Annotated in this window: 23 protein-coding genes and 1 riboswitch; of the genes, 3 read left to right on the forward strand and 20 right to left on the reverse strand. The window is 39.2% G+C overall.

What is annotated here, in order from left to right; translation table 11 throughout:
- Positions 1-163: 163 nt before the first annotated feature.
- The 4 genes from EG2_RS05615 to EG2_RS05630 form a co-directional block, all read right to left on the reverse strand.
- On the reverse strand, positions 164-637 hold the full coding sequence (locus EG2_RS05615) for a GNAT family N-acetyltransferase (RefSeq protein ID WP_060813879.1): 474 nt from the start codon (positions 635-637) through the stop codon (positions 164-166).
- A gap of 4 nt (positions 638-641) precedes the next feature.
- The gene (locus EG2_RS05620) at positions 642-1,325 is read right to left on the reverse strand and encodes an MgtC/SapB family protein (protein ID WP_249024308.1); all 684 of its coding nucleotides are present in this window, start codon (positions 1,323-1,325) and stop codon (positions 642-644) included.
- Positions 1,326-1,461: 136 nt separating this feature from the next.
- Positions 1,462-1,631: riboswitch (M-box (ykoK) riboswitch) on the reverse strand.
- Positions 1,632-2,507: 876 nt separating this feature from the next.
- Positions 2,508-2,969 carry a hypothetical protein gene (locus tag EG2_RS05625; protein WP_060813881.1) on the reverse strand — a complete coding sequence of 154 codons (462 nt, stop codon included), beginning with the start codon at positions 2,967-2,969 and terminating at the stop codon, positions 2,508-2,510.
- A 788-nt stretch (positions 2,970-3,757) separates the two neighbouring features.
- On the reverse strand, positions 3,758-4,213 hold the full coding sequence (locus EG2_RS05630; protein WP_060813882.1) for a hypothetical protein: 456 nt from the start codon (positions 4,211-4,213) through the stop codon (positions 3,758-3,760).
- Positions 4,214-4,575: 362 nt separating this feature from the next.
- Here EG2_RS05630 and EG2_RS19500 point away from each other — a divergent pair, with 362 nt between their 5' ends.
- A complete protein-coding gene (locus tag EG2_RS19500; RefSeq protein WP_220271488.1) occupies positions 4,576-4,662 on the forward strand; it encodes a putative holin-like toxin in 87 nt (28 codons plus the stop codon).
- A gap of 121 nt (positions 4,663-4,783) precedes the next feature.
- On the opposite strand, the gene EG2_RS05635 is transcribed toward EG2_RS19500, so the two are convergent.
- From EG2_RS05635 to EG2_RS05645, 3 genes are all read right to left on the reverse strand, one after another.
- Positions 4,784-5,842, reverse strand: coding sequence for a replication initiation factor domain-containing protein (locus tag EG2_RS05635; protein ID WP_060813883.1), 1,059 nt, complete (start codon positions 5,840-5,842; stop codon positions 4,784-4,786).
- 6 nt (positions 5,843-5,848) lie between these two features.
- A complete protein-coding gene (locus EG2_RS05640; RefSeq protein WP_060813884.1) occupies positions 5,849-6,301 on the reverse strand; it encodes a hypothetical protein in 453 nt (150 codons plus the stop codon).
- 461 nt (positions 6,302-6,762) lie between these two features.
- Positions 6,763-7,026 (reverse strand): hypothetical protein, encoded by a 264-nt coding sequence (locus EG2_RS05645; protein WP_060813885.1) that lies wholly within the window; start codon positions 7,024-7,026, stop codon positions 6,763-6,765.
- 152 nt (positions 7,027-7,178) lie between these two features.
- On the opposite strand from EG2_RS05645, the gene EG2_RS18315 reads away from it, so the two are divergent.
- Together EG2_RS18315 and EG2_RS05655 are read left to right on the forward strand one after the other, a co-directional pair.
- Positions 7,179-7,844 (forward strand): helix-turn-helix domain-containing protein, encoded by a 666-nt coding sequence (locus EG2_RS18315; RefSeq protein WP_071870176.1) that lies wholly within the window; start codon positions 7,179-7,181, stop codon positions 7,842-7,844.
- A gap of 40 nt (positions 7,845-7,884) precedes the next feature.
- Positions 7,885-9,045, forward strand: a complete 1,161-nt coding sequence (locus tag EG2_RS05655) for a site-specific integrase (protein WP_060813886.1) — start codon at positions 7,885-7,887, stop codon at positions 9,043-9,045.
- A 95-nt stretch (positions 9,046-9,140) separates the two neighbouring features.
- On the opposite strand, the gene sufB is transcribed toward EG2_RS05655, so the two are convergent.
- The 13 genes from sufB to EG2_RS05720 all read right to left on the reverse strand — a co-directional run bounded on the left by sufB (position 9,141) and on the right by EG2_RS05720 (position 22,757).
- A complete protein-coding gene (gene sufB, locus EG2_RS05660) occupies positions 9,141-10,532 on the reverse strand; it encodes a Fe-S cluster assembly protein SufB (protein ID WP_005470231.1) in 1,392 nt (463 codons plus the stop codon).
- 32 nt (positions 10,533-10,564) lie between these two features.
- The gene (sufU, locus tag EG2_RS05665) at positions 10,565-11,053 is read right to left on the reverse strand and encodes a Fe-S cluster assembly sulfur transfer protein SufU (RefSeq protein WP_060813887.1); all 489 of its coding nucleotides are present in this window, start codon (positions 11,051-11,053) and stop codon (positions 10,565-10,567) included.
- Complete coding sequence (locus EG2_RS05670) at positions 11,031-12,275, reverse strand: cysteine desulfurase (protein WP_060813888.1); 1,245 nt, start codon at positions 12,273-12,275, stop codon at positions 11,031-11,033. The genes sufU and EG2_RS05670 overlap by 23 nt, the downstream gene beginning before the upstream one ends.
- Positions 12,272-13,591, reverse strand: a complete 1,320-nt coding sequence (gene sufD / locus EG2_RS05675; protein ID WP_060813889.1) for a Fe-S cluster assembly protein SufD — start codon at positions 13,589-13,591, stop codon at positions 12,272-12,274. The genes EG2_RS05670 and sufD overlap by 4 nt, the downstream gene beginning before the upstream one ends.
- Positions 13,592-13,604: 13 nt before the next feature.
- On the reverse strand, positions 13,605-14,378 hold the full coding sequence (gene sufC, locus EG2_RS05680) for a Fe-S cluster assembly ATPase SufC (RefSeq protein WP_060813890.1): 774 nt from the start codon (positions 14,376-14,378) through the stop codon (positions 13,605-13,607).
- Between the two features lie 237 nt (positions 14,379-14,615).
- Entirely contained in the window at positions 14,616-15,866 is a 1,251-nt protein-coding gene (locus tag EG2_RS05685) for a serine hydrolase domain-containing protein (protein ID WP_060813891.1), read from the reverse strand.
- A gap of 45 nt (positions 15,867-15,911) precedes the next feature.
- Positions 15,912-17,186 (reverse strand): D-alanyl-lipoteichoic acid biosynthesis protein DltD, encoded by a 1,275-nt coding sequence (gene dltD, locus EG2_RS05690; protein ID WP_082709524.1) that lies wholly within the window; start codon positions 17,184-17,186, stop codon positions 15,912-15,914.
- The gene (gene dltC, locus EG2_RS05695) at positions 17,183-17,425 is read right to left on the reverse strand and encodes a D-alanine--poly(phosphoribitol) ligase subunit DltC (RefSeq protein ID WP_060813893.1); all 243 of its coding nucleotides are present in this window, start codon (positions 17,423-17,425) and stop codon (positions 17,183-17,185) included. The genes dltD and dltC overlap by 4 nt, the downstream gene beginning before the upstream one ends.
- Positions 17,426-17,439: 14 nt before the next feature.
- Positions 17,440-18,639, reverse strand: coding sequence for a D-alanyl-lipoteichoic acid biosynthesis protein DltB (gene dltB, locus EG2_RS05700; RefSeq protein WP_060813894.1), 1,200 nt, complete (start codon positions 18,637-18,639; stop codon positions 17,440-17,442).
- Entirely contained in the window at positions 18,636-20,153 is a 1,518-nt protein-coding gene (gene dltA, locus EG2_RS05705) for a D-alanine--poly(phosphoribitol) ligase subunit DltA (protein WP_060813895.1), read from the reverse strand. The genes dltB and dltA overlap by 4 nt, the downstream gene beginning before the upstream one ends.
- Before the next feature lie 11 nt (positions 20,154-20,164).
- Positions 20,165-20,302: a teichoic acid D-Ala incorporation-associated protein DltX gene (locus EG2_RS05710; protein WP_029486349.1), complete on the reverse strand. Its 138-nt coding sequence runs from the start codon at positions 20,300-20,302 to the stop codon at positions 20,165-20,167.
- 289 nt (positions 20,303-20,591) lie between these two features.
- Complete coding sequence (locus EG2_RS05715) at positions 20,592-21,290, reverse strand: response regulator transcription factor (protein WP_003128294.1); 699 nt, start codon at positions 21,288-21,290, stop codon at positions 20,592-20,594.
- A gap of 6 nt (positions 21,291-21,296) precedes the next feature.
- A complete protein-coding gene (locus EG2_RS05720) occupies positions 21,297-22,757 on the reverse strand; it encodes a HAMP domain-containing sensor histidine kinase (RefSeq protein WP_060813896.1) in 1,461 nt (486 codons plus the stop codon).
- Positions 22,758-22,874 lie beyond the last annotated feature (117 nt).

Here is a 22,874-nt window from a genome sequence, read left to right on the forward strand (position 1 = left end):
CCAAATAATTCGCCACAACTCTCTTCGAATGATCAAGAAAATTGTTTCCTAGCATTGTTATTTTTTAGCTAGGGTTTGAAGAAGAAGGCGCTAAAAACAAATAGACAATAGTATCTGACTATCTCTTTGTTCCTCTTCTGCCAAACCCTTTGGTATCGAATGACTATCGTCCATTTGTTTTCATCTCCTTCCGGTTGAAAAAGTATCGGTCAACTGACAAGTCTTTTTTGAAAACCTTCAAGATCAAAGCATCTGCTTGATAGGCTTCTGTTTCGCTATAGCCTAATCTCCGATAAAAGCCCCAAGCTTGCTTTCTTCCTGTTAAAAATAAGGTCGAGTAATTTAAATTTCTGGCAATTTGCTCCGCATACACTAGTAATTTCTTCCCTAACCCTTGCCCTTGATAGTCTGGGTGAATGGCCACTTGTTTTATTTGCATACACTTGGACGAACAAGGATGCAAAAGAAGGGTGCCGACAATCCGCTTATTTTGCCTTGCCACCAAATGAATAGCTTGTTTCTCCTCTGCTGGAGACTCTCTTAATAACGGTTGTCCCGCGCTAACCTTTAAGACTTGGTTTCGCAAAACTAATGTTTCTTTATAGTCACACCTATCCCATCTGATTAACGTAAGCACTGTTTTACCATGTTTCTCCCTCCTCTGCCAAATGAAAAACTTCTAGTACATGATTATTTTTCGACAAGTGAGTAACGATTTCTTTCACTGCTAAATCAGCATTTGCAGCAGGCTCGATCTCTACTTGCAGCTGAATCCGATTCTCTGCCAGGTCTTGGCAAACAAAATGGCAAAATGAAAGAACATACCGATCCAATTGATTGATGACCTCTGTCCGCAAAGCCACCTCGGAAGACCTTTTTCCGGTAATGATCAAAAATGAATTTGTGTTCTTCTCCAGAGATTCTGTTCGATACCCTTCCGCAAATTGATCAAATCTTTGAGAAAAAAAACGAATCACACTATTCACCAGCATGATCATTAACGCTGCAAAAAATCCTTCTTGGATATAACCAGCGCCAATCACTGTGCCAACAGCTGCTGTACACCATAACGTCGCTGCAGTATTTAATCCTTTTACACTAAAACCATCCCGCAAAATAATCCCGCCAGCTAAAAAGCCAATACCGCTCACTACTTGTGCAGCAATTCGGGTAGGACTCGTGTCAGACGCAACCATCGAGGACAAAGAAACAAAAATCGTTGCTCCCAGCGAGACTAGAACCATCGTCCGTACACCTGCTAGCTTTTTTCTCCACTGTCTTTCAACACCAATAAGGCCTCCCGCCAGCACACTCAGACCCATCATTCCCAAAAATACATACGCCTGCTCCTTTCCTCGTTTTAAAAATAAAAGCGAATCATTAGGCACAAAAAAAAGCGACTTTTCCGCAAAAACTCCGCGAAAAGTCGCTCTAAATTCGTCAAAAAACAAGACAAAAAAGACATTGATCTAATCGTTGAGTTTTGGCACTATACAACGTAAAGACAAACATCTTAGCTACCTTAAGAAAAGCCTTGTATTCGACAGTTCCTGTTCTACCCATTGGCGTCTCTCGACATTTTTGGGCAGTAGCCTATGTTTGCATAGGAGCCTCACCTAACAAATCATATTTTATTTTCAGGTACACACTAACAAATTCGTTTTTTCTTGTCAATTTTTATTTTGCCTTTTCACCTCATGATTTTTTAATACGATTAGAGAAGTATAAGTGCGTTATACGAATAAAATCAAGAATTCAGTAGATTTTGTGTAAAACAAAGCTGTTTTTATATTGGGTTTAATCGATCTTAAAACACTGTGAAACCACTTGTATGAAGAGCGTTTTAAAATAATCTTTTTTAATGATTGAAATAGACATTTGTCGATAAACTATCGTTCTTCCCTGCAGTCATCCGAAAAGGAAATTTATTAATTTTACATTAAAAAAAATTATTTGAAAAAATTTTATTTTCTTTCTAGCTTTACGCTGTTTGGAAGTATATTTTAGAATTATCAATGTTATTTAAAAGAGATGTAAAGATATTGGCTTTTCTTTATCATTTTTCAATTAATAGACTTTAAAAATCATCTTTCTTATCAGAAGAAAGTCTCAATTACTAGGAAGTCTTAAATAATTGAGCTCAATCTGTTCTTTGCTGTTCCTTTTTCTATCTCGAAATGAACAACTCGAAACACCTAGTTTTAAGCATTCCTTCCTCATCAAAAATTTAAAGATACGGAACACTAGTGACGCTTATTCCCAAACCTTCTCCCTTCATCTCGGAAAAATAATGTAGCTAGTTCTAGAATGAGTTGATTCTTCCCTATTTGTATACATTTTCTTAGTTCCTCAGAAGTAAAAATTGAGGCACAGATATCATTTATGCTTTTTTTATCCAAAAAATGGCAGAAATGAACGAGTTTCGTCATTTCTGCCGCTTTTTCAGGTTGTTGATAGTTGCTCATAGGTTCAAAGTAAGGGGTTCATCTATGTGCTAAACTACGTGATTATTCGTTAATTGGTGAAACGTTGATGTGAATCGTACGTGTTGGTTTGTAATTAAATAGCGTGAAATAGAATTTATATTCTACTTTTCCACCACCAACATTTTTTCTTGAATACTCCTCGATACTGTTTTCGATTGTTCCTAGAGAAGAACCTGGGTCAGTAATCAGTTTTACATATAACCGATTTGACTTAAAGTCACGATTTAATTCTAACTTGTAACCACTGTATTTTGTTCCTTCTCCTCTTTGATCTTCGACAAATTTGAAGTGATCCGCTCTGTCTTCATAAGTTACCTCTTTTACTAACTTACTACCTGTAATAGGTTGGCATACAGGAGGGGTACTTACTGTTTCTGTACTTTGAGCTCCTACAGCATCTGCATGCGCTACTTTGCTTTGAATTCCTACTGTTGCAATTGACAATCCACATAATCCCGCTAAAACATATTTACTTAGTTTCAAAATAATCATCTCCTTTTAATTTATAAATAAACACCAACTCTTTTAAAGTTATTGTTTATTACAATAAGTTTTTATCATAAAAAGAAATAGCCTTTTTTTAACCAGATAACCCACTGCAAGAAAAAACAAAAAAATTTTCTGAGATAGGAGGGATTGCCTCTACTATCGAAGATCCCTCTCCGGATCCCCACTCTTTTTTGTGCTTTTTAAAGAAGAGCGAGAACTTTTTTAACGACTGTTTAATAAAAGCAACGGTGTTCTTCACGTTTCTCTCGTAATCGATATCAGAAAGTGCATTACTACAACAAAATTTCTGCAACATCCTCAAAAAAAAGCAAAAAGGAAACGCCGAAGCATTTCCTTTAAGTGATTTAATGAAAACAACACGATTTGACTTAGAGCCACAAAAAAAGCCAGAAACACCTTCAAATAGGCATTTCTAGCTTAATCAATTCAATTACCCCACAGACCCTTCCATTCGATTACAAAGATTGCATATAATGAAAAAAGCTATCAAATCAAGCTTTCTAGAGAGTTAAAAAAGCATTAAACATAAGTAAATAGCATTCAAAATCAACAGAATGGCATTCAATTTGGCATTCAAAAAAAGTTAAGCATGGGACACTTGATTCGCAATTCTTGACAACAGGCACCCATTGTTGTGGTTTATTTTGGGAGCGCTCAGCATGACAAACATAATCCCAAATTTTCATAGCTGAGCTATCGATAGCATACCACAACATGCCTATTGTCAAGAAACCACTGCGTTTTGCTAAACATTACTTCATTCAGTCTTTTGCATAACACCATGCCTGCGCAGAAACCGTCACATATCCTTGTGTTTGTGGACTCATATTAATCTTTTGTTCTGTTTTCATTTTATACGAAGTATTATTATTAACTTTACCGTATTTGGCTATAACAGCTTTTCTTTGCGCTTTCCCCACTACATTTAAATTAGACATAGAACTCCCTTTAACCCAAAAATAATTAGTTACCAAATGAGAACCTTGCCCAATATACTTAACTGTTCCTTCTTTCCATTTTGTTCCTGCAGCAGCTCTTGTTTGGACTACAGGACTATAATAATTATCAATAATTGTCACTACTTCATCAATAGAACTAACATCATTAAACTCAACTGGCTGACCAGAAATTTCCTGACTGTCTGCATATACATCATTTCCCTTAAAGAAGAATAAACAACCTAACAAAACAACAAAAATAGATAACACTTTTTTCATTTCTTTTTTTGCTCCTTCCATTCTTCTAAAATTTTAGGCATCTTCGACCAACTCCAACAAAAACAACCAAGAACAGCTAAGCCTATTAAAAATTGCATTTTTCTATCCTCCTTTTTCAGCCAAAACCATCTTCAAAAAAATAAATAGTTACAGCAAAAAAACTGAAATAACAATTTTCTCGACTATATTATACATCAATCTCTATTTTTTTGAAAGCGCAGTCATTATTTTTATCAGGTATACATTTAGCAGAAAAAAATGTATACTGATTACGAGCCAGAGAAGTAAATAGATGGTGGCTAATCTCTTAATAAAGGGGTGATGCCTATGGTTCATAGCTTTATCCCTAGAAGGGAGTAAGCATGTCTGTATTTGAAGCATTAACACTGATGATTGCTTTTGCGACATTGGTGTTGCTGATTACAGATCATAAAGACCAAAAAAAATAACCATCTAACACTTTGACCGGTTGTAGATGGTTAAAATACTATTTATATCGCAGTCACCGTCTTTTTAACGGCTCTGGCTTCATGTATAGTATAGCATAAACTAATCTAATTTTGCAAAAAACTAATCTATTACCTCTTGTCCCCATAAAACTTTATTTTGTTGCTCTCTAACATATTGTTCAACTTCGGCTTTATCTTTATCTGTTAATTTTTCTTCACCAGATTCTAAATGTTTCTGTAACATATTCCACGCTGTTTTCGCTCCATATGCTTCTGTCCAAGCCAACATCAACTTTGCTAAGGAGCGATTAACAGCCGTCTCAATCCAACGCTCAGTTCTTTGAAGTGTAGGCTTTTTTCTTACAATCTCTAATTTTGTAGCATCTTCATTTTCTAAATATTCTTTCCACCAATCTACTAAAGGTCTTCTCCAACGATTTGAATCTTTTTTATGTTTATTCTCTGGAGCAATAAACCTAACAAATCCTGCAATAGTAGAAAAAAATATCTTCTTTAAAGGTTCATGTTCAGCTATTCTCAAAGCAACTTTATTAGCCCTCTGTCCAAAATATCTCATTTCAGACCTAACCCAATTATCTATTCCTTCGATTTTTTTTATATTCCCTATAGAATATTGTTCCATCAATTTATTATACACACAAAGTTGAATATTATTATTTCCTTTTTTGCCAATTTCTACAGTCTCACCAATGACTTCACCTGTTTCTAAGATATTATCTTCATAATATCTTGAAGTCTTTGCCTGAGAAATACATAAGCCTTTTTTTATATAATCTTGTAAAACTCTCACACATAACAATCCATTAAAAATATCATGTGCTATATCAACACGAGTAACATTTGCATCACAATTCATAAAACGCTTAAATAATTCACACCAATTATTTTTATTACTATCAAAAAACTCTGAATATTGCTGTGCTCCCTGTCCTGATAATAAAACAAACACCCCCATATTTATTAAATCAGGTTGCCCTTGTTTTATCTTAAAAAATACTTTAATATCGCCACAAGAATAATGCATATTATATCTGTTAATTCCCCAGTCCTCTATAGAAAAATCATCAACACTCATTAACAAAATATTTTCTATTACTTCCTGTGGCGATATTTTTTTTACAGTACAAGAAACCCAGTCAATAGAAACCACGTTCCTCACTTTTTATCATTCCTTCATCGCTTGAAAAACATCAGCTTCAAAACGAATCCCTTCATAATGACCTTTACTATATCCCTTGTCATCTTTTCCTGTTACTTTCCATTTTGGAAAACTTATAAGATTTTTAACTTTAAAAAAGAGCGGTACACCATGCTCTATCAAATTATCAATATCTGAAATATCTCCTTCTAACTTATGAACAAATATAGTTATAGGTTTTAAACCACTTAATGTCTTTCCCTTTTCAATAGCAACTCTAACAAGATCAGAATCATAAACCACAACATTATAGCCCAGCAAAATATCTGTCTTCACATTTTCACTATTTATTTTTCGATACTCATATTTCTTTCGAGCTTGAACAGCATATACATCACTAGGGATAATAAACTGGCTACTATCAAAACGTAAATCCTTTAGCTTCACATCATCACTTTCAAAAATATCTGTCTTCATCATAAGTCTAACTCCTTCTATTTATTGTTATTTAATTCCAAACACATCTTTTGTACACATACATGTGAAAGCGGTTAATACATTGCGGCAGTAAGCCTAGATACCAATCTACTGGGTAGAACCTACGAAAGCCTTAGATGCTGTAAGGCTCACAAAGGGTTCAATGTAGGGGTGAATCCCCTATTAGTAGCGGGGATTCTACTTTTTTTGTTATTATATTATCTATTTAAGTTGTTTTAGCTCTCCGCTTCTTGCGGTCGCTAGCATGTCTTATAAGAGCTTTCGCTAACGCTACGACGCCTTCGCGCCGTTTCCGCTCTTAACGACATGACCGCTACCGAATCGAGCCAACCCAAACAACTTAAACAGCTTTTTTGAGGTGCTAGGCGCACTGCTAGGACGTGTTCACGTCCTCCCGCACCTCAAAACGCCGTACAGTATCTTGTGCCCCACGCTTCTTGCATTTATTGTTGATACTGTAACAGCCACTCGTGTACAGCTTTCTTGCTGTATAAAACCATGCCTGAATCTAAACGAATTTCAGGACAACCTTGCTGAACCCATAACTTCAAAGTATTCACGCTCACATCGAAGTATTCAGCACAATACTTTTGTTTCACTACATCTCGCTCTTGTCGAGCTTCCTCCAACGCTTGCTTCATTACTTGATAAGCCGAGTCAAAATTTTGCTTTTGCCAATCTAGTAAAGTCTTTTCTATAGTTATCATTTCTAATCACCTCCTCACATCTAATCTATTTTAAATAATATTAATATCATTTAAAATCATTATATATCGTTTTAAACTTACTATCAACTACAATTTGTAAAAAATCGCAATAAATTATATAATTATAAAAAATAATAAAGGATGTGGATCTCTTGATAGAAAATTTTGGACATAATCTTGCTAGATTACGAAAAAAAAGAGGTATTACACAGAAAGAGTTAGCTAATACATTGAATATTAATGTACAAAGCATTTCTAATATTGAAAAAGGTAAAAGTTACCCCACTTTCAACAATTTAGAAAAGATTGCTTCTTTCTTTGATGCTTCACCGATTGAATTATTTGGAACGGAAAAAGAAATCATGACTTCTGATGTGCCGACAATTTTAGAAAAAATAGATGAGTCAGATGAAATTCTACGAACAGTATTCAAAGCAGAAAAAATACTAGATGAAAACTATGAACCAATACAAGAACTAGCAAATAATCTTGATTTCATTGATGAAACTATGCGCGGTCAAATTATATATGATGATTATAATAAACCTTTAATTAATGACGACGGTTCTTTTGTACGTGAAAAACCTTTACTAGATACTGTGCCTATTGATTTAATAAAAGAAACTGCTGATAATATTTCTTTTATCCATGAAGAAATGCAGGGTACAATTATATACGACAACCATAATAAGCCTTTAGTTAACAAAGATGGTTCTTTCGTACGTAAAAATCCTTTGCTAGAAACGGTACCTATTGATTTAATAAATCAAACAGCAGAAAACTTGCGTTTTATTTTAGATAATAAAGATAAAATTTAACCTCTTCTTTCTTGTGTCCCACGCTGGATAGGAGATAATAATGGCAACATTTAAACAATATGAAAAGAAAAATGGTAGTAAAGCATGGCAATTTCAAGCTTATCTAGGCTCTGATCCTATTACTGGAAAACCAATAAAAACGACTAGAAGAAACTTTAAGACAAAAAAAGAAGCCCAACTTGCACTATCAAGATTACAAGTTGACTTCAATAATCAAAATAATCAATTAAATACTCAATCAATCACTTTTAAACAATTATATGATCTATGGCTAGAACAATACAGACTGAAAGTAAAACCTTCTACAGTAGCTACAGCAAGACGATTTATCGAGGATTATTGCTTGCAATATTTCGGAAATCTACAAGTTCGTAAGATCTCAGTTCCTTATTGCCAAAAAATTGTAAATAAATGGCATTCTGAATATAAGCAATATCACTATTTCAGAAAAGTAGTCGGTCAAGTTTTACAATTCGGTATTCAGATGGAATTAATAGAATCAAATCCTATGCGAAAGACTCTATTACCTCGTAGGAAAGAAGTAGAAACCTTTCCTAACTTTTATACTAAACAACAATTAGAAAGTTTCTTTGCTTGCTTAAATGAGCATATAGAAGCTTCTGGACGCACTAGCACAAAACTACTTACTTTTTTTAGACTTTTAGCATTTACAGGTATGAGGAAATCTGAAGCACTGTCTCTACAATGGAAAGATATTGATTTCATAAAAAAAAGAGTAACTATCGGAAAAACATTAGCACTTGATGAAAACAAAACCATTATTATTCAAGAACCTAAAACAAAAAATTCACAACGCATCATTACTTTAGACAAAATAACTTTAAAAATTCTAAAAGAATGGCGTATCAATCAAAAAAAATGGTACTTAAACTTTGGATATAACACTTCAAGTCCTAATCAATTTCTCTTTACCAACAAATTCAATGAATTATATTATCCGCAAGCCCCTAATGACTGGCTATATCATATTCTCGAAAAATACGATTTACCTAAAATTACTTTACATGGATTTCGCCATACTCATGCAAGCCTTCTTTTTGAATCTGGTGCAAGTATTAAAGAAGTACAAGAACGATTAGGGCATAAGGACGTTAAAACAACAATGAATATTTACGCCCATGTCACACCAGAAAAAATTGAAGAAACTGGCGAACGATTCGCTAATTATGTAAATTTTTGATGCTAATGGCATTCAATTTGGCATTCAATTTTATCAAAAGTAAAAACTACCCGTTAAAAACATTGATATAACAACATTTTTAACGGGTAATAAAATTACCCCACAGAACCTTCCATCTCATAACTTATCAATCGGTTTAACTCAACGGCGTATTCCATTGGTAGTTCTTTGGTGAATGGTTCGACGAAGCCCATGACGATCATTTCGGTGGCTTCGCTTTCGGATAGGCCGCGGCTCATGAGGTAGTAGAGTTGTTCTTCTGAGATTTTTGAGACTTTTGCTTCGTGTTCTAATGATACTTGGCTGTTGTGGATTTCATTGAATGGAATGGTATCGGATTTCGATAGATCATCCATGATGATGGTGTCACATTCGATGTGAGAGATAGAGCCTGCGCTCTTCTTGCCAAAGGTGACTTGTCCACGATAGTTTACGGCGCCGCCGTCTTTTGAAATGGATTTCGAGACGATGGAGCTGGAAGTGTTTGGTGCATTGTGGATCATCTTGGCACCTGTGTCTTGAATTTGGTTGGCACCGGCAAATGCAATGGAGAGCATGGTGCCGCGGGCGCCTTTGCCATCGAGATAGACACTTGGGTATTTCATGGTCGTTTTGGCACCTAAGTTGCCGTCGATCCATTCGACTGTGGCACCTTCCAATGCTTTTGCTCGTTTGGTTACGAGGTTATAGACATTGTCGGACCAGTTTTGGATGGTGGTATAACGGCAGTAGGCATCTTTCAAGGTGAAAATTTCGACGATAGCTGCATGCAAACTATTACTGGAATAGGTTGGTGCGGTACAGCCTTCTACATAGTGGACGCTGGCGCCTTCATCAACGATGATCAATGTTCGTTCGAACTGACCGGTATTTTCGGCATTGATCCGGAAATAGGTTTGCAGCGGTACGTCGACGCGGACGCCTTTTGGTACATAGATAAAAGTTCCGCCGGACCAAACAGCTGAATTCAGTGCAGCTAATTTGTTATCGGTTGGCGGTACTAATTTTGAAAAGTATTGCTTGAAGATTTCTGGGTATTCTTTCAAAGCGGAATCGGTATCCGTAAAGATGATGCCTAACTTTTCAAATTCTTCTTTCATGTTATGATAAACGACTTCTGATTCGTACTGTGCCGAAGCCCCGGCTAGATAGGCACGTTCTGCTTCGGGAATTCCGATTCGTTCGAAGGTTTCTTTGATCTTTTCTGGTACATCATCCCAGTCTCGAGCTGGGCTGTCGCTAGGTTTTTGATAGTATTTGATGGCATCGAAATCGATGTCGGACAGATCTGGTCCCCAGTTTTGCATGGGCATTTTGTTGAAGGCTTCTAATGACTTCAATCGGAATTCCAACATCCATTCTGGTTCTTGTTTGACCCGTGAGATTTCACGGACGATGTCTTCGGTCAAGCCTTCACCGGTACTAAATACGGGCTGCACGTCATCGTGGAAGCCAAATTTATATTCTTCTAATTCGGGTACACCCATGGTTCTCACTCCTTTGTTTTGCTGCAACTTCTCTAATCTACTTGATTATCCTCGGTTTCTGAGTGTCTATGACCCACATCTGCTTGTTGGGTGTCGTCGGTAATCGCTTTTTCCAATGCTTTCCAAGCAAGGGTTGCACATTTGATTCGTGCAGGAAACTTAGCTACTCCGCCGAGCATTGAAGCATCTCCTAGACGGTCGCTATCAGAAACATCATGACCTTGGACCAGTTCAGAAAATAAACCTGACAATTCTCCTGCTTCGGTCAATGTTTTGCCGATCACTGCATCTCCCATCATTGAGGCACTGGCAGTGCTGATAGAACAGCCTTCACCGGTAAATGCCACGTCTTTGATGGTCTCCCCTTCAACGGCGAGTTCTAAATGAATCACATCGCCACAAGTGGGATTATTCAATTCGACTTTATAGGTAGAATCTCCCAGTGTTCCGCAATGATGGGGGTGACTGGAATGATCTAATATGACTTGTCGGTATAAATTATCTAATTTCGTTAATGCCATGTTGGAAAAACTCCTTCGTTAACTTGATGGCGTCAACCAATCGATCGGCGTCCTCTCTTGTATTATACAGGTAAAAGCTGGCTCGTGCAGTCGCCGGTACGCGCAAATAGTTTAAGAGGGGTTGTGCACAATGATGACCGGCACGGACAGCGACACCTTCCATGTCTAATGCAGTCGCTACATCATGGGGATGAATCCCGTCGATGTTAAAAGCGATGACGCCTGTTCGTTTGGCTGCTTCTTGTGGACCATAAATCGTCAGTCCATCAATGGCTTGCAATTTTGGCAAAACATAAGCGACCAGTTCAGCCTCGTGTTGATGGATGGCCGCTAACCCAAGTTCACTCAAGTAGTCTACCGCTGCCCCTAGCCCAATGGCGCCAGCTATGTTTGGAGTACCTGCTTCAAACTTCCATGGCAATTCTTTCCACGTGCTTTCTTGAAGATGAACGAAATCAATCATTTCACCACCAAATTCCACTGGCTCCATCTGATCTAACCAATAACGTTTGCCATATAGAACACCAATGCCGGTCGGGCCGCACATTTTATGACCAGAAAAAGCATAGAAGTCACAGTCTAATGCTTGAACATCAACTGCCATATGGGGAACAGCTTGGGCGCCATCTACTACCATCACGGCTTGGTGTTGATGGGCTAGTTGCGTTAACTCAGCAATTGGATTGATCACACCAAGAACATTTGAAACGTGGGCAATGGCAACCACCGCTGTTTTATCCGTGATCTGTTTGCGTGCATCATCCATGTCAAGGATACCTTCTGGCGTCAACTGAATATATTTCAGAATCGCTTTCTTGCGTTTTGCCAGTTGTTGCCATGGGATGATATTAGAATGGTGCTCCATGTAAGAGATCACGATCTCATCGCCTTCATTAACAAATTGATCCCCAAAACTGCGGGATACCCAATTCAGGCTTGTCGTCGTACCACGAGTGAACAGCACTTCGGCTGTTTCTTTGGCATGAATAAAATGGCGAACTTTTTCCCGCGCGGATTCATAAGAATGGGTCGCCCGTTCAGCCAATGTATGAACGCCACGGTGAACGTTGGCATTGTCTTGATGATAATAGGCAGCGATCGTCTTCAAAACGGCTTCCGGCTTTTGGGTAGTGGCAGCATTATCAAGATAGACTAATGGCTCATCATTGACGACTTGATCCAAGATAGGAAACGCTTGTTTCACTTTTGGGGCATCGATCATGCAAGTAACTTCCCTTCAATAACAGCTACCAGTTCTTGTTGCACTTCTTTCACAGGAATGGCCGTTAAGACAGATCCCAGAAATCCGCGAATCACTAAGCGTTCTGCTTCTTCCTTGCGCAAGCCGCGACTCATCAAGTAGTACATTTCTTCTGGATCGACGCGACCAACACTGGCAGCATGTCCTGCCGTGACTTCATGTTCGTCAATCAATAGGATCGGATTCGCATCGCCACGAGCTTGGTCAGACAACATCAAGACCCGACTTTCTTGTTGAGCATCGGCACCTTTGGCTCCTTTTAAAATATGTCCGATACCATTGAAGGTCAAGACGCCGCGTTCTCTAATGACACCATGTTGCAAAATGTGACCAATCGAATGTGGTGCTTTATTTGTCACTCGCGTATCGATCCCTTGCGTTTGTCGGCCAGCACTGATAGCAACAGCTTTTACTTCGGAATGTGCGCCTTCGCCAACGAGGTCTGAGTCAAAGTCAGCAATCACATCACCGTCATTCATGACGCCAATCGCCCAATCAACCATAGCGTCTCGTAAGACATAGCCTCGTCGATTCATATAGGTAGTGATATTGACCCCCAATTGATCAATAGCTGAGAATTTGACTTTAGCCCCTGCTTTGGCGATCACTTCTACAACGATATTTCCAGATAGCTTTTTGGCTTGATCCCCTTTGGTTTGGAAACGTTCCAAGTAGCTGAATTCACTGTGCTCATCGGCTACGATCAAGACATGTTTGAAGAAATGCGCGTGGCTGTTGCCATTATGATAGAAGATTGCTTCTAGTGGTTCTTCAATGATGACATTCTTGGGTACATATAAAAATAAACCACTATTCATAAATGCCGCGTGGGCCGCAGTCATTTTGTCTTCGTCCATTGGGACTGCTTTAGTCATATAGTATTGATTGACGAGTTCAGGTACTTCTCTCATTGCGGTAAACAAGTCCGTAAAAATGACCCCTTGATCCACTAGATGTTGCGGTAATTGTTCAAAGACCGTTGTTTCATCAAACTGAACAACCGTTGGATGGCTATCCATTGCATCAAAGGATGGAACTGCTCCCAATCCTGCTGCCGCTAGATCAATCACGCCAGAGAATTCTTGTTCACCGACAAGTGCTGCTTCATTGATATTAAACAAAGGCCAGCGTTCATAACGGACCCGTTCAATTTTTGGAAACGGGAGTTCATCCACTTTTGCAAGGGCTGCTTGGCGGAGTTCCAACATCCATTCAGGTTCTTCTTTCAACGCTGAAAACACGTTGACTTGGTCAAGATAATCCTGTAATTTTGCCATTTGCCTTGCCTCCTTATGCTTCTTCTTCTTTGTAGTCGATCCCTAATTCTTTACTGATTCCAGCATAGCCTTCAGCTTCCAGGCGTTTCGCTAAATCAGCAGATCCCGTCATTACCACGCGACCTTCCATCATGATATGTACCACGTCAGGAGTGATATAATTCAACAACCGTTGATAGTGAGTAATGATGAGCGCGCCAAAGCCTTCCCCGCGCATTTCATTGACCCCTTTAGCGACGACTTTCAAGGCATCAATGTCTAATCCAGAGTCGATTTCATCTAAAATCGCAAATGTTGGTTCTAGCATCAATAATTGCAAGATTTCGTTCCGTTTCTTTTCCCCGCCAGAGAAACCTTCATTCAAATAGCGTTCTGCCATTTCTTCTGGCATGTTCAATAGATCCATTTTTTGATCTAATTTCTTTAGAAAATCCATGACAGAGATTTTGTCCTCTTCATCCCGTTTAGCGTTGATAGCAGCTCGCATGAATTCAGCATTTGTGATTCCTGGAATTTCACTAGGGTATTGCATCGCCAAGAACAAACCTAAACGTGCTCGCTCATCCACTTCCATTTCCAGCACATTTTCCCCATCGAACAAGATTTCTCCTTCAGTGACTTCATAATTCGGGTTTCCCATAATTGCTGCAGATAAGGTAGATTTTCCTGTCCCATTAGGTCCCATGATGGCATGGATCTCATCGGTTTTTAAAACAAGGTCAACACCTTTTAAGATCTTTTTATCTTCAATTTGGACATGCAGGTTTTTGATTTCTAAAACTGACATTCTGTTCCCTCCAGTATCTTTTCTTTCTCACTATTTTAGACTAATTGAGAATGAAGTTCAAACGCAATTGCCTACTTTTTTAAAATTCTTCTAATCTAGCCCCTAGAGATACATTGGAATCATTACAAACTGCTGTGAGGATCCCCTTTGAAAGAAACTAAAAAAAGACACCATCAGCCCCGACGAAAGCATGTGCTTTTGTCGGGCTGATGGTTCCTTCTGATTGTTATTTTTCACTTAAAATGCTGCTTTGACGTTCGCAAGAGGACTATATAGTTGCTCGATCAATCGCTTATTACTTTGACAACTATGATTTGAAAGTAAAATCACACTGAGTTTATTGTCTTTGCTAAACAAGCCATAGGATCCAAACTCTCCTTTTCCACCATGTGACCGATAGTAATCCCCTGCATCATAAAATCCTGCAACATAATTACTGCCTGCTGCTGGTTGTTGCATTTGCTTCAATAAAGCAGAATCTAATAATTTTTCATTCAATAATAAATCATAATAGCGATATAAATCTCCCACTGACATATACAAGTTCCCGGTTCCTATTTCTGAAGCTAAGTCGGAAATAGAAATTTTATTAGGCTTACTGTATGGGTTCTTATCATCATCACTTTTATAATCGACAGTTAGATGTTTTTGATGCAAGAAAGCTTTGTATAACAATGTCTGCTTTAAATTGTTTTTATTGATAAAAAAATCCGTTAACAGCGCATCATAACTTTTTCCTGATACTTTTGTCAAAATACCTGCCAGTAAATTGTAGTTGATGGGACTATATTTGAATGTTCCTTGAGTTCCGGATAAGACGGCATGGGTGGCATCCCAGTCGAGGATCTTCTGCACGTCTTCCAGTCCTTGGGGATTTTCTGAAAGTTTGAGTCCGGAAGCCATCTGCAGCATTTGCTGAATCGTAATCTTGGCAGCGCCTGGAATATACGGATAAAAGCGCGCTAATGTATCCGTCAAGGATAGTTTCCCATCCTTAACTGCCCGCATGATCAAGACCGCCGTCAATCCTTTTTGCATCGAGCCAATATTGAATAACGTCGTCGGGGTGTTTTTGACATCAGCTGCTTTGTCAGCATATCCGTACCCTTTGTGCAGCAGGACTTTCCCGTTTTTTACAACCAATGCACTTCCAATAAAACCACTGGAAAGAATTTTCTGATCGTAGCTGGCTCCTTCGTCTGTGACGACTTCTTGGTCACTAATGAGATTGTCATAGTTCCCCGCATCCAACAAGTCCTGTTTCTTGTTTGCGGGTTGCTCCTTTTTGGAGGAGGAGCTGCTGGCAGTACTGGAATGTGCGACTTGCTCACTGGAATGATCAGAAGCAGCCGTTGGTTCCGTTGGCAAAAACAAGTAGTAGATGCCAATGAGACCACAAATGATTACCAGGATATCAATCCCAAGTAATAGTTTTTGAACGTTTCTTTTTGTACGTCTTTTTGCATGTCTTTTCGTATGTCTACTCATTGAATGAAGCCTCCAGCATTCCTATTCTCCAACAGTCCTCCTTTTTCATTTCCCCTGAATATCTTTTGGTGCTTCTTGCTGCCAATTTTTGGAGAGAAAATAATGGTTGATTTCATACAACGGTTTCCCTTTGACCTTGGAATCCAAGAATGGCTGAATGTATTCATCTGCTGCCAACCAGCCACGCCAGCCTAAGTGAATCGTATCTTCCATGAAATAGGGTTGATTGCCCTTCGTTGATAAATCAGCGATATTCATGAAGCCCTGGCTTCTTAACTGATAGCGAATCTTTTTGTCAAAACCGGACAACACCTCTTGCGGCAAGCCGGTATAATCCATCCACTTCTGATTGATGGGCGGAATCACAAATAAGACATCCACATTGTTGCGAGCAAATTCTGTCAGTACTAGTTGAAAGTCGCTATATTCTGGTCCAAAACGATAATCCCATTTCTTTTGTGAGTCTTTCATTTTATCTATGCGGCTTTGCAGATTATGTTGGTAAAAAGAATTCTTGATCCCTAAAGAATTATTAGTCGTTTCTGCTTTTCCTTCATTATCGGCTACTTGTTCTATTTGAGCGAGATTATAGGTAGAAGGTAATTTCTTTGCAGCAGCAGTGATTTTGTCGATCAAGTTGTGCCCCAACCCGAGACCACTAAAAAGCTCATCTTCCCGTTTCAAAATGGATCGTTGCAGATCAATCTGTTTTTTCTGCCAATCAGTCGGTATCTTACCGGATTTCACTTCATTCAAGACTTGTTCCGTCAAGCTGTTTTCTTTCACTTTCGAATAGTCTAAGAGACGTTCGGCATAGTATTGATCGGTGTCAGAGACTTTCTTTAACGAAGAGAGCCAATCGTACACATGCTGTTCGGAATAATGATGGTTGAAATAGTCTCCTTTCAACCCTTTAGGAACGAACCATTGAGGGGAAACGATGAAGACTGCTTTTTTCCCTGCTAATTCTTTCGCCATTGATTGAATGATGGCGTACTGGGTCAGCGACTGAGTGCCAGGTGCACCAATCAAAAATGGCGTATAAGAACGTTGATATTTCTGCGCCAATACGGAAGGGTGGGTGGCACTCACACGGTTTAGTTCGGATGAGCCAAAAAATGGGACATATTTTCCTGTTGCTATTGCCTCATTTTTGATACGATCCCCGCGAAATACCGCATCATTCATTGCCGTCGCCGCTTGAGCGATGACTTTCGGATCGTGGCTATTGATCTTCCAAGGGCCAAGGAAGAGTACCCCGACAAGAATCCCCGCACAAAGAAGCGGTCCAAAAGCCGTGAGTAGTCGTTTTTTCATCATCGGCTTTGCAGCGTGTCGACTTTCTCAATGATTTTTGCTGGTGTATTCCACTCTACCCGGTCAAATTCTGATACGGGAAATTCAATTCCTAACTGCCCTTCTAGTTCAACCAGCAATTGAACAGATCCTAATGAATCTAATAATCCTTCATCAAAAAGATCGATCGTTTCGTTTTCTTTTACTTCGTCACTTCCTGTAACTGATTCTAAAATGTCTAATACTGCTTCTTTGGTTGTCATATTCTTTTCTCCTTTTATTTAACGAATAATTTGTCCAAGATTCCTGAGAAAATCAGAAAACTAAAGCAAACTGCTTGGAAGGTCAATACAGTGGACACCGCTTTGGTTAGGTTGTTCGATGGTAGATTTCCTTGTTTTTTCTTCCAACGGATCCACGCATCATTTCCGCAAATCAATGTCGCATGATATACCCCGTATAAAATGTAATACCAGGTAAGTCCGTGCCAAATGCCCATTAACAAAAAGAGGGCAAAATAGCCGACATTGGATGCGACTATACGGCTTTTGAAAACTTTCTTCTTGATCAGCGTGAACATCAATCGCATGTACACATAGTCTCGGAACCAAAAAGACAGACTCATGTGCCAACGATTCCAGAATTCTTTGATATTGGGCGCCAGAAAAGGTTTATTGAAGTTAGCTGGTGTATCATAACCCATGAAGTTGCTGACACCAATCGCAAACAAACTATAGCCAGCAAAATCAAAGAACAGATACATACTATAAACATACATATAACCCAGCATCCCCCAAGAGAACAAGCCATTTTGTAGGGCTTCTTTGGTTACGATCGGCAGTAATACTTGACCGAGATAATAACCAAGAATGAACTTATACAGGAGCCCTAGCATGATTTTGGCGACTCCTTTGTTTAAATAATCGAGATACACTTCTTTTGTCGGCGGATTCAGCAGATCCTTCTCAAAGCGGCGATACCGATCGATCGGCCCCGAAGAAATCGTTGGAAAGTATAGTAGAAACTGGATATAACGCCAAGGATGGTATTCTTTGATCAGTCCATCCCGTATCTCCATAATCATTTGCACCGATTTAAAGGTCAGATAAGAGATGCCCAAGAAATAAATCAGTGAGGCATGTCCAACAAAGAAAGGGGTGACTTTGCTCAATGCCAACGGTAAAATCGCTGCTACCACTGCACCATAAAAGACGCCTGAAGCATTTGCTCGTTGGCGATGCTGATAATAGCCATAGACGAGTAATGTCTGATACACGACGTACCCGATGAGCGCCAGCCCCTGCTGCCAATATTCACCACCAAAACTTACGTACAATACCGCTAGTGTGAGTAACGTTTGATACCATTGCCAACGCTTTTGTTTGAACAGCAGCACAAGCATCATCGGAAGCAATCCTACCATTAGCCAAATGAAATAGGTGGGATTTGCATAAGGAATCATATGCTGCAGGTTCATGAAGGATTCACCTCATTTGTCAGCCATTTGCGGTCGATTTTGCCATTTGCCGTATGAGGCAACTGCTCAACATAGATAAATCGCTGCGGGATCATATACTCCATCACCGTTTCACTCAGTGAAGATTTGATGGCTTTTGTCAGTTGAAACTCTTTCTCGAAGGGGTGCGTTTCGGGAACGACATAAGCAATCAGCTGTTCCACTTTCTTTTCTTGATATTTTGGGACTACGACGGCTTGTTTGACCCACGAACTATTGCTTAAATGATGGTCGATCTCTTCTAATTCCATTCGATACCCATGGAACTTCACTTGAAAATCAAGGCGCCCTTCATAATGCAACAAACCATCTTCCGTCATTCTGCCACTATCGCCGGTTCGATACGCTGGTTGCCCTTCATGGACAAAAAATGCCTCTTTTGTTTTCTCGGGATTGTTCAGATACCCTTTTGACACGCTAGGACCACTAATGATGATCTCACCTACTTGCCCTTTAGGAACTAGTTGATTTTCTTCCATAAAGAAAACCGTCGAATCTTCTTTCACATACCCAATTGGCACCCGATCATATTGCTCCAGTAATTCTTCAGTGATTTGCACTCCGGATACTGCAACAGTCGCTTCAGTAGGTCCATAGGTATTGTAGATTTTTGCATTTGGAAAACGTTCCAGCAGTGCTTGAGCGGTTTTTTTTGGTAGTTCTTCCCCACAGAATAAGAAACGTTCCAACTGAGGAACGTGCATCCCGTCAAAGGTCTCTTCCATCAAACATAGTTTCATAAATGAAGGTGTCGAGATCCAAACATTGATAGCCAATTGCGGCAAGATCCCAAACAATGTTTTGAAGTCATTAATGACCGCCTTTTTTAAAGGCACCAAACAGCCGCCAGAAGTCAATGCTGGGTATAACCCCATGACAGAGAGATCAAAGGAATACGGTGCCTGTGCCAAATAATGCATCCCTTCGCGTAAGGAAAAATCCTTCAATGTCCATTGCACGAAACTCAATAAATTCCCATGACTAATCTGGACTCCTTTAGGGATGCCGGTCGTTCCTGATGTGAAGATGATGTAATAAATATCATCCTTCCTTAGCGCTTTTGTGTGGCCTAAATTGCGCCCACTTTGATAAATTTCTTCCAATTGATTTATTTCTAGCATTGGAATCATTGTTTCCGGACCTTGCCAATCAGCTACGCTAATGATCAAATCCGGTGTAGCCACAGAGAGGATCAATTCAATGCGCTCTTTTGGCGTGGCACTTTCAATCGGAATATATGCCCGTCCTGTTTTGGAAGCTGCCAGAAAGGCTGTCAGCATGTCAAATTCTAACTCGCCATAAACCACGATCGGTCCGCGAGTTTCCAGAGTTTCCTCGAGATAGGCAGCTAATCGGTCGGAGCGAGCTGCTAATTGTCCATAAGTATATGTTAGGTCATCTTCTCGGTAGGCAATCCTCTCTGGATCCTTTTGTGCCCATTCTTCAATGGCTTGCACAATATTTACCACGTTCATGAACATTCCTCCTAAAATTCATTATAGATAAAGGTGCCACCTTGCACGTTTTTATAATGATAAAGATAAATCAGCATCAAAATGATACAGAAATAAAAAAGGGTTTTGCCTGCAAAGAAGAGTGCTTGACGCACATGTTCATTTTTGATTCGTTGTTTCACCAAATCCCTCCTTTTCTTGCTATATTGATTCTAGAATGAAGGAGTAAATAATTGACCTTGAAATGTTAAACAATTTATAAACTGGCGATAAACTTTTTATTTCATTTATTAGTTTTTTTTTAATCTGCTTACATTTTTGTAACACAAAATGGCTTTCACGAACAAAATTGTCATCTATTCATACAAAAAAGCAAGAATCTCTTTAAACAGCACCTATGCTGAAAAAAGATTCTTGCTGCTATATTTTTTTGCAGCAATTATCCACTTTGCTGCAATGCTACGCCTTAAAGCGATACCCTGCTCCCCAGACGGTTTGAATATATTGTGGATTAGTGGGATCTTCCTCGACTTTTTCTCTTAAACGATTGATATGGACGGCGACGGTTCGGATGTTGCCTAGTGCTTCCATCCCCCAGATTTTTTCATAGAGTTGTTCTTTGCTGAAGACGATCTCTGGATTTTCCATCAAAAAGAGCAATAACTCATACTCTCGATGTTTGCAGTCAACTTCGATTCCATCTACGTAAACCCGATGCGTTTGTGAGTTGATTCGGATTCCGCCTAATTCGATTTCACTAGATACAGTTTCTGTCTGTTGCCCGCGCTTGATCCGATTGTATTGTGCAATGTTCGCTTTGACCCGAGCAACAAGTTCGGTTGGCGAAAAAGGTTTCGAAATATAATCATCCGCACCTATACCTAAGCCTCGCAGCTTTTCTAATTCTTCTGACTTGGCCGTGACCATAATGATTGGAATATCGACTTTATCGCGAATGTTTCGACAAATCTCATGTCCATCCATTCCTGGCAGCATCACATCCAATAAGATCAATTGGTACTTTTCCGTCAATGCTTCATGATAGCCCACACAACCGTCGTTAACGATATGGACTTCATACCCTTCCATTTCTAAAAAATCTTTTTCGATCATTGAAATATCTTCATCGTCTTCAATAATTAATACTCGTACACTCAACTTCGATCACTTCCTTTTTGATTTAACTGGGAGGGTGATAACGATCGCTAATCCCTCTTCTGGATGGTTATACGCTTGAATCGTCCCATTGAATCCTTCAATGATTTTCTTCGAAATCGCTAAGCCTAAGCCATTGCCCTTGCTCGGGTTGGTTCTTGAACGGTCATCGCGATAGAAAAGTTCAAACAAGTCCTCCAAATTCTCTTCCGACACACCGCTGCCGTTATCAATGATCGACAAGATAAACTGTTCTTCAACTACTTCATAAGACACGACCACTTGTTTATCGTTGCGATTCACATATTTGCGGGCATTTTCAAATAGATTTGTTAAGACTGTACGAAACTGGACTGGATCCACTTCTAGCGAAACGTTTTGATCCGTCGTTTTCAATAGAATCGTCAATCCATTCAATTCGTATTCCTGCTGGATAAAGCCGATGTATTCATCGATCAGTTTTTTGCTGGTAGTTGTCACTAGATTGAAAGGAAATTCACCGGTATCCAACTTAGAAAACAAGAAAAGCTGTGCGATCACTTGGTCCAAATCATCGATTTTCTTTTTTACAATCGTAAAATATTTGGTCCGCATGGCAGGTGTATTAGCGATCCCCTTCTCTAATCCTTCGACATAGGCTTTGATCGAAGTCAGTGGGGTTCGCAGATCATGAGAAATACCCGCGATCAATTCTCGACGATTGGTTTCCAGTTTGTTTTGATTATCCATCATTTCTTTCAGCTGACGTGCCATACCGTTGAAGTCTTTTGAGACCGGCAAAAATTCATCTTGCTTCGTATACTGGATCTGATATTGCAGATCTCCTTCTCTGATTTTATAGAAACCTACAGTCAATAATTCCAAAGGATCGGTAATACTTCTTGTTAGATATCGCGTCAGAACACGGCTAGTAATAAAAATAATCGACAAAATCAAAATCACGACTAACACGATGATCCGAGACAACATCGCTTTGTAATCGCGATCCCATAATGGATCTTGATAATACAAATCATTGTAATAATTTGAATTGATCAAGATAATCTTGTAGTTGCTGGTATCAAATGTCGTAAGAAAGGTTTGATCTTTTAAGTAACTATGTTCTCCCTCTTCTTTAAGAGCAGTTTCTTTCATTTTTTGATCTGTTACTTCCCCTACAGACGAAATTAGCTTATCGCCGCGATAAACCAGCAATGCAATATTTTTGCTATGATTGGTCTTTTTGAAATGTTGCATGTCGGCAACTACTTCTGCATCTGTCGTCTTCTCCGTATCCCATTTGATCACCAGACTTTCAACCGTCGCATACTGGGCACGAAATTCGGTATTCTTGATCATGGCTCCTTCATCTAGCCCCCAGAAATAACGCCAGACCATTAAAAAAGCAATCACTGAAGCTAATAAGCTCAATAAAACTGGGACAATAATCATCAATATATGCGATATAAATAAACGCTGCTTGATAGTCATTCTTTTCCTCTTCTCTTTGATAGCGATGATTCAACATAGTTATGCAGCCATCATTTAAAGTGTTCTCTTTGAAAAAAATGGGATCGCCTGTTTTCACGACGTGGTCCGCCTCTTATT

It is taken from the genome of Enterococcus gallinarum NBRC 100675, from assembly GCF_001544275.1.
In the GTDB taxonomy this organism is placed as follows: domain Bacteria; phylum Bacillota; class Bacilli; order Lactobacillales; family Enterococcaceae; genus Enterococcus_D; species Enterococcus_D gallinarum.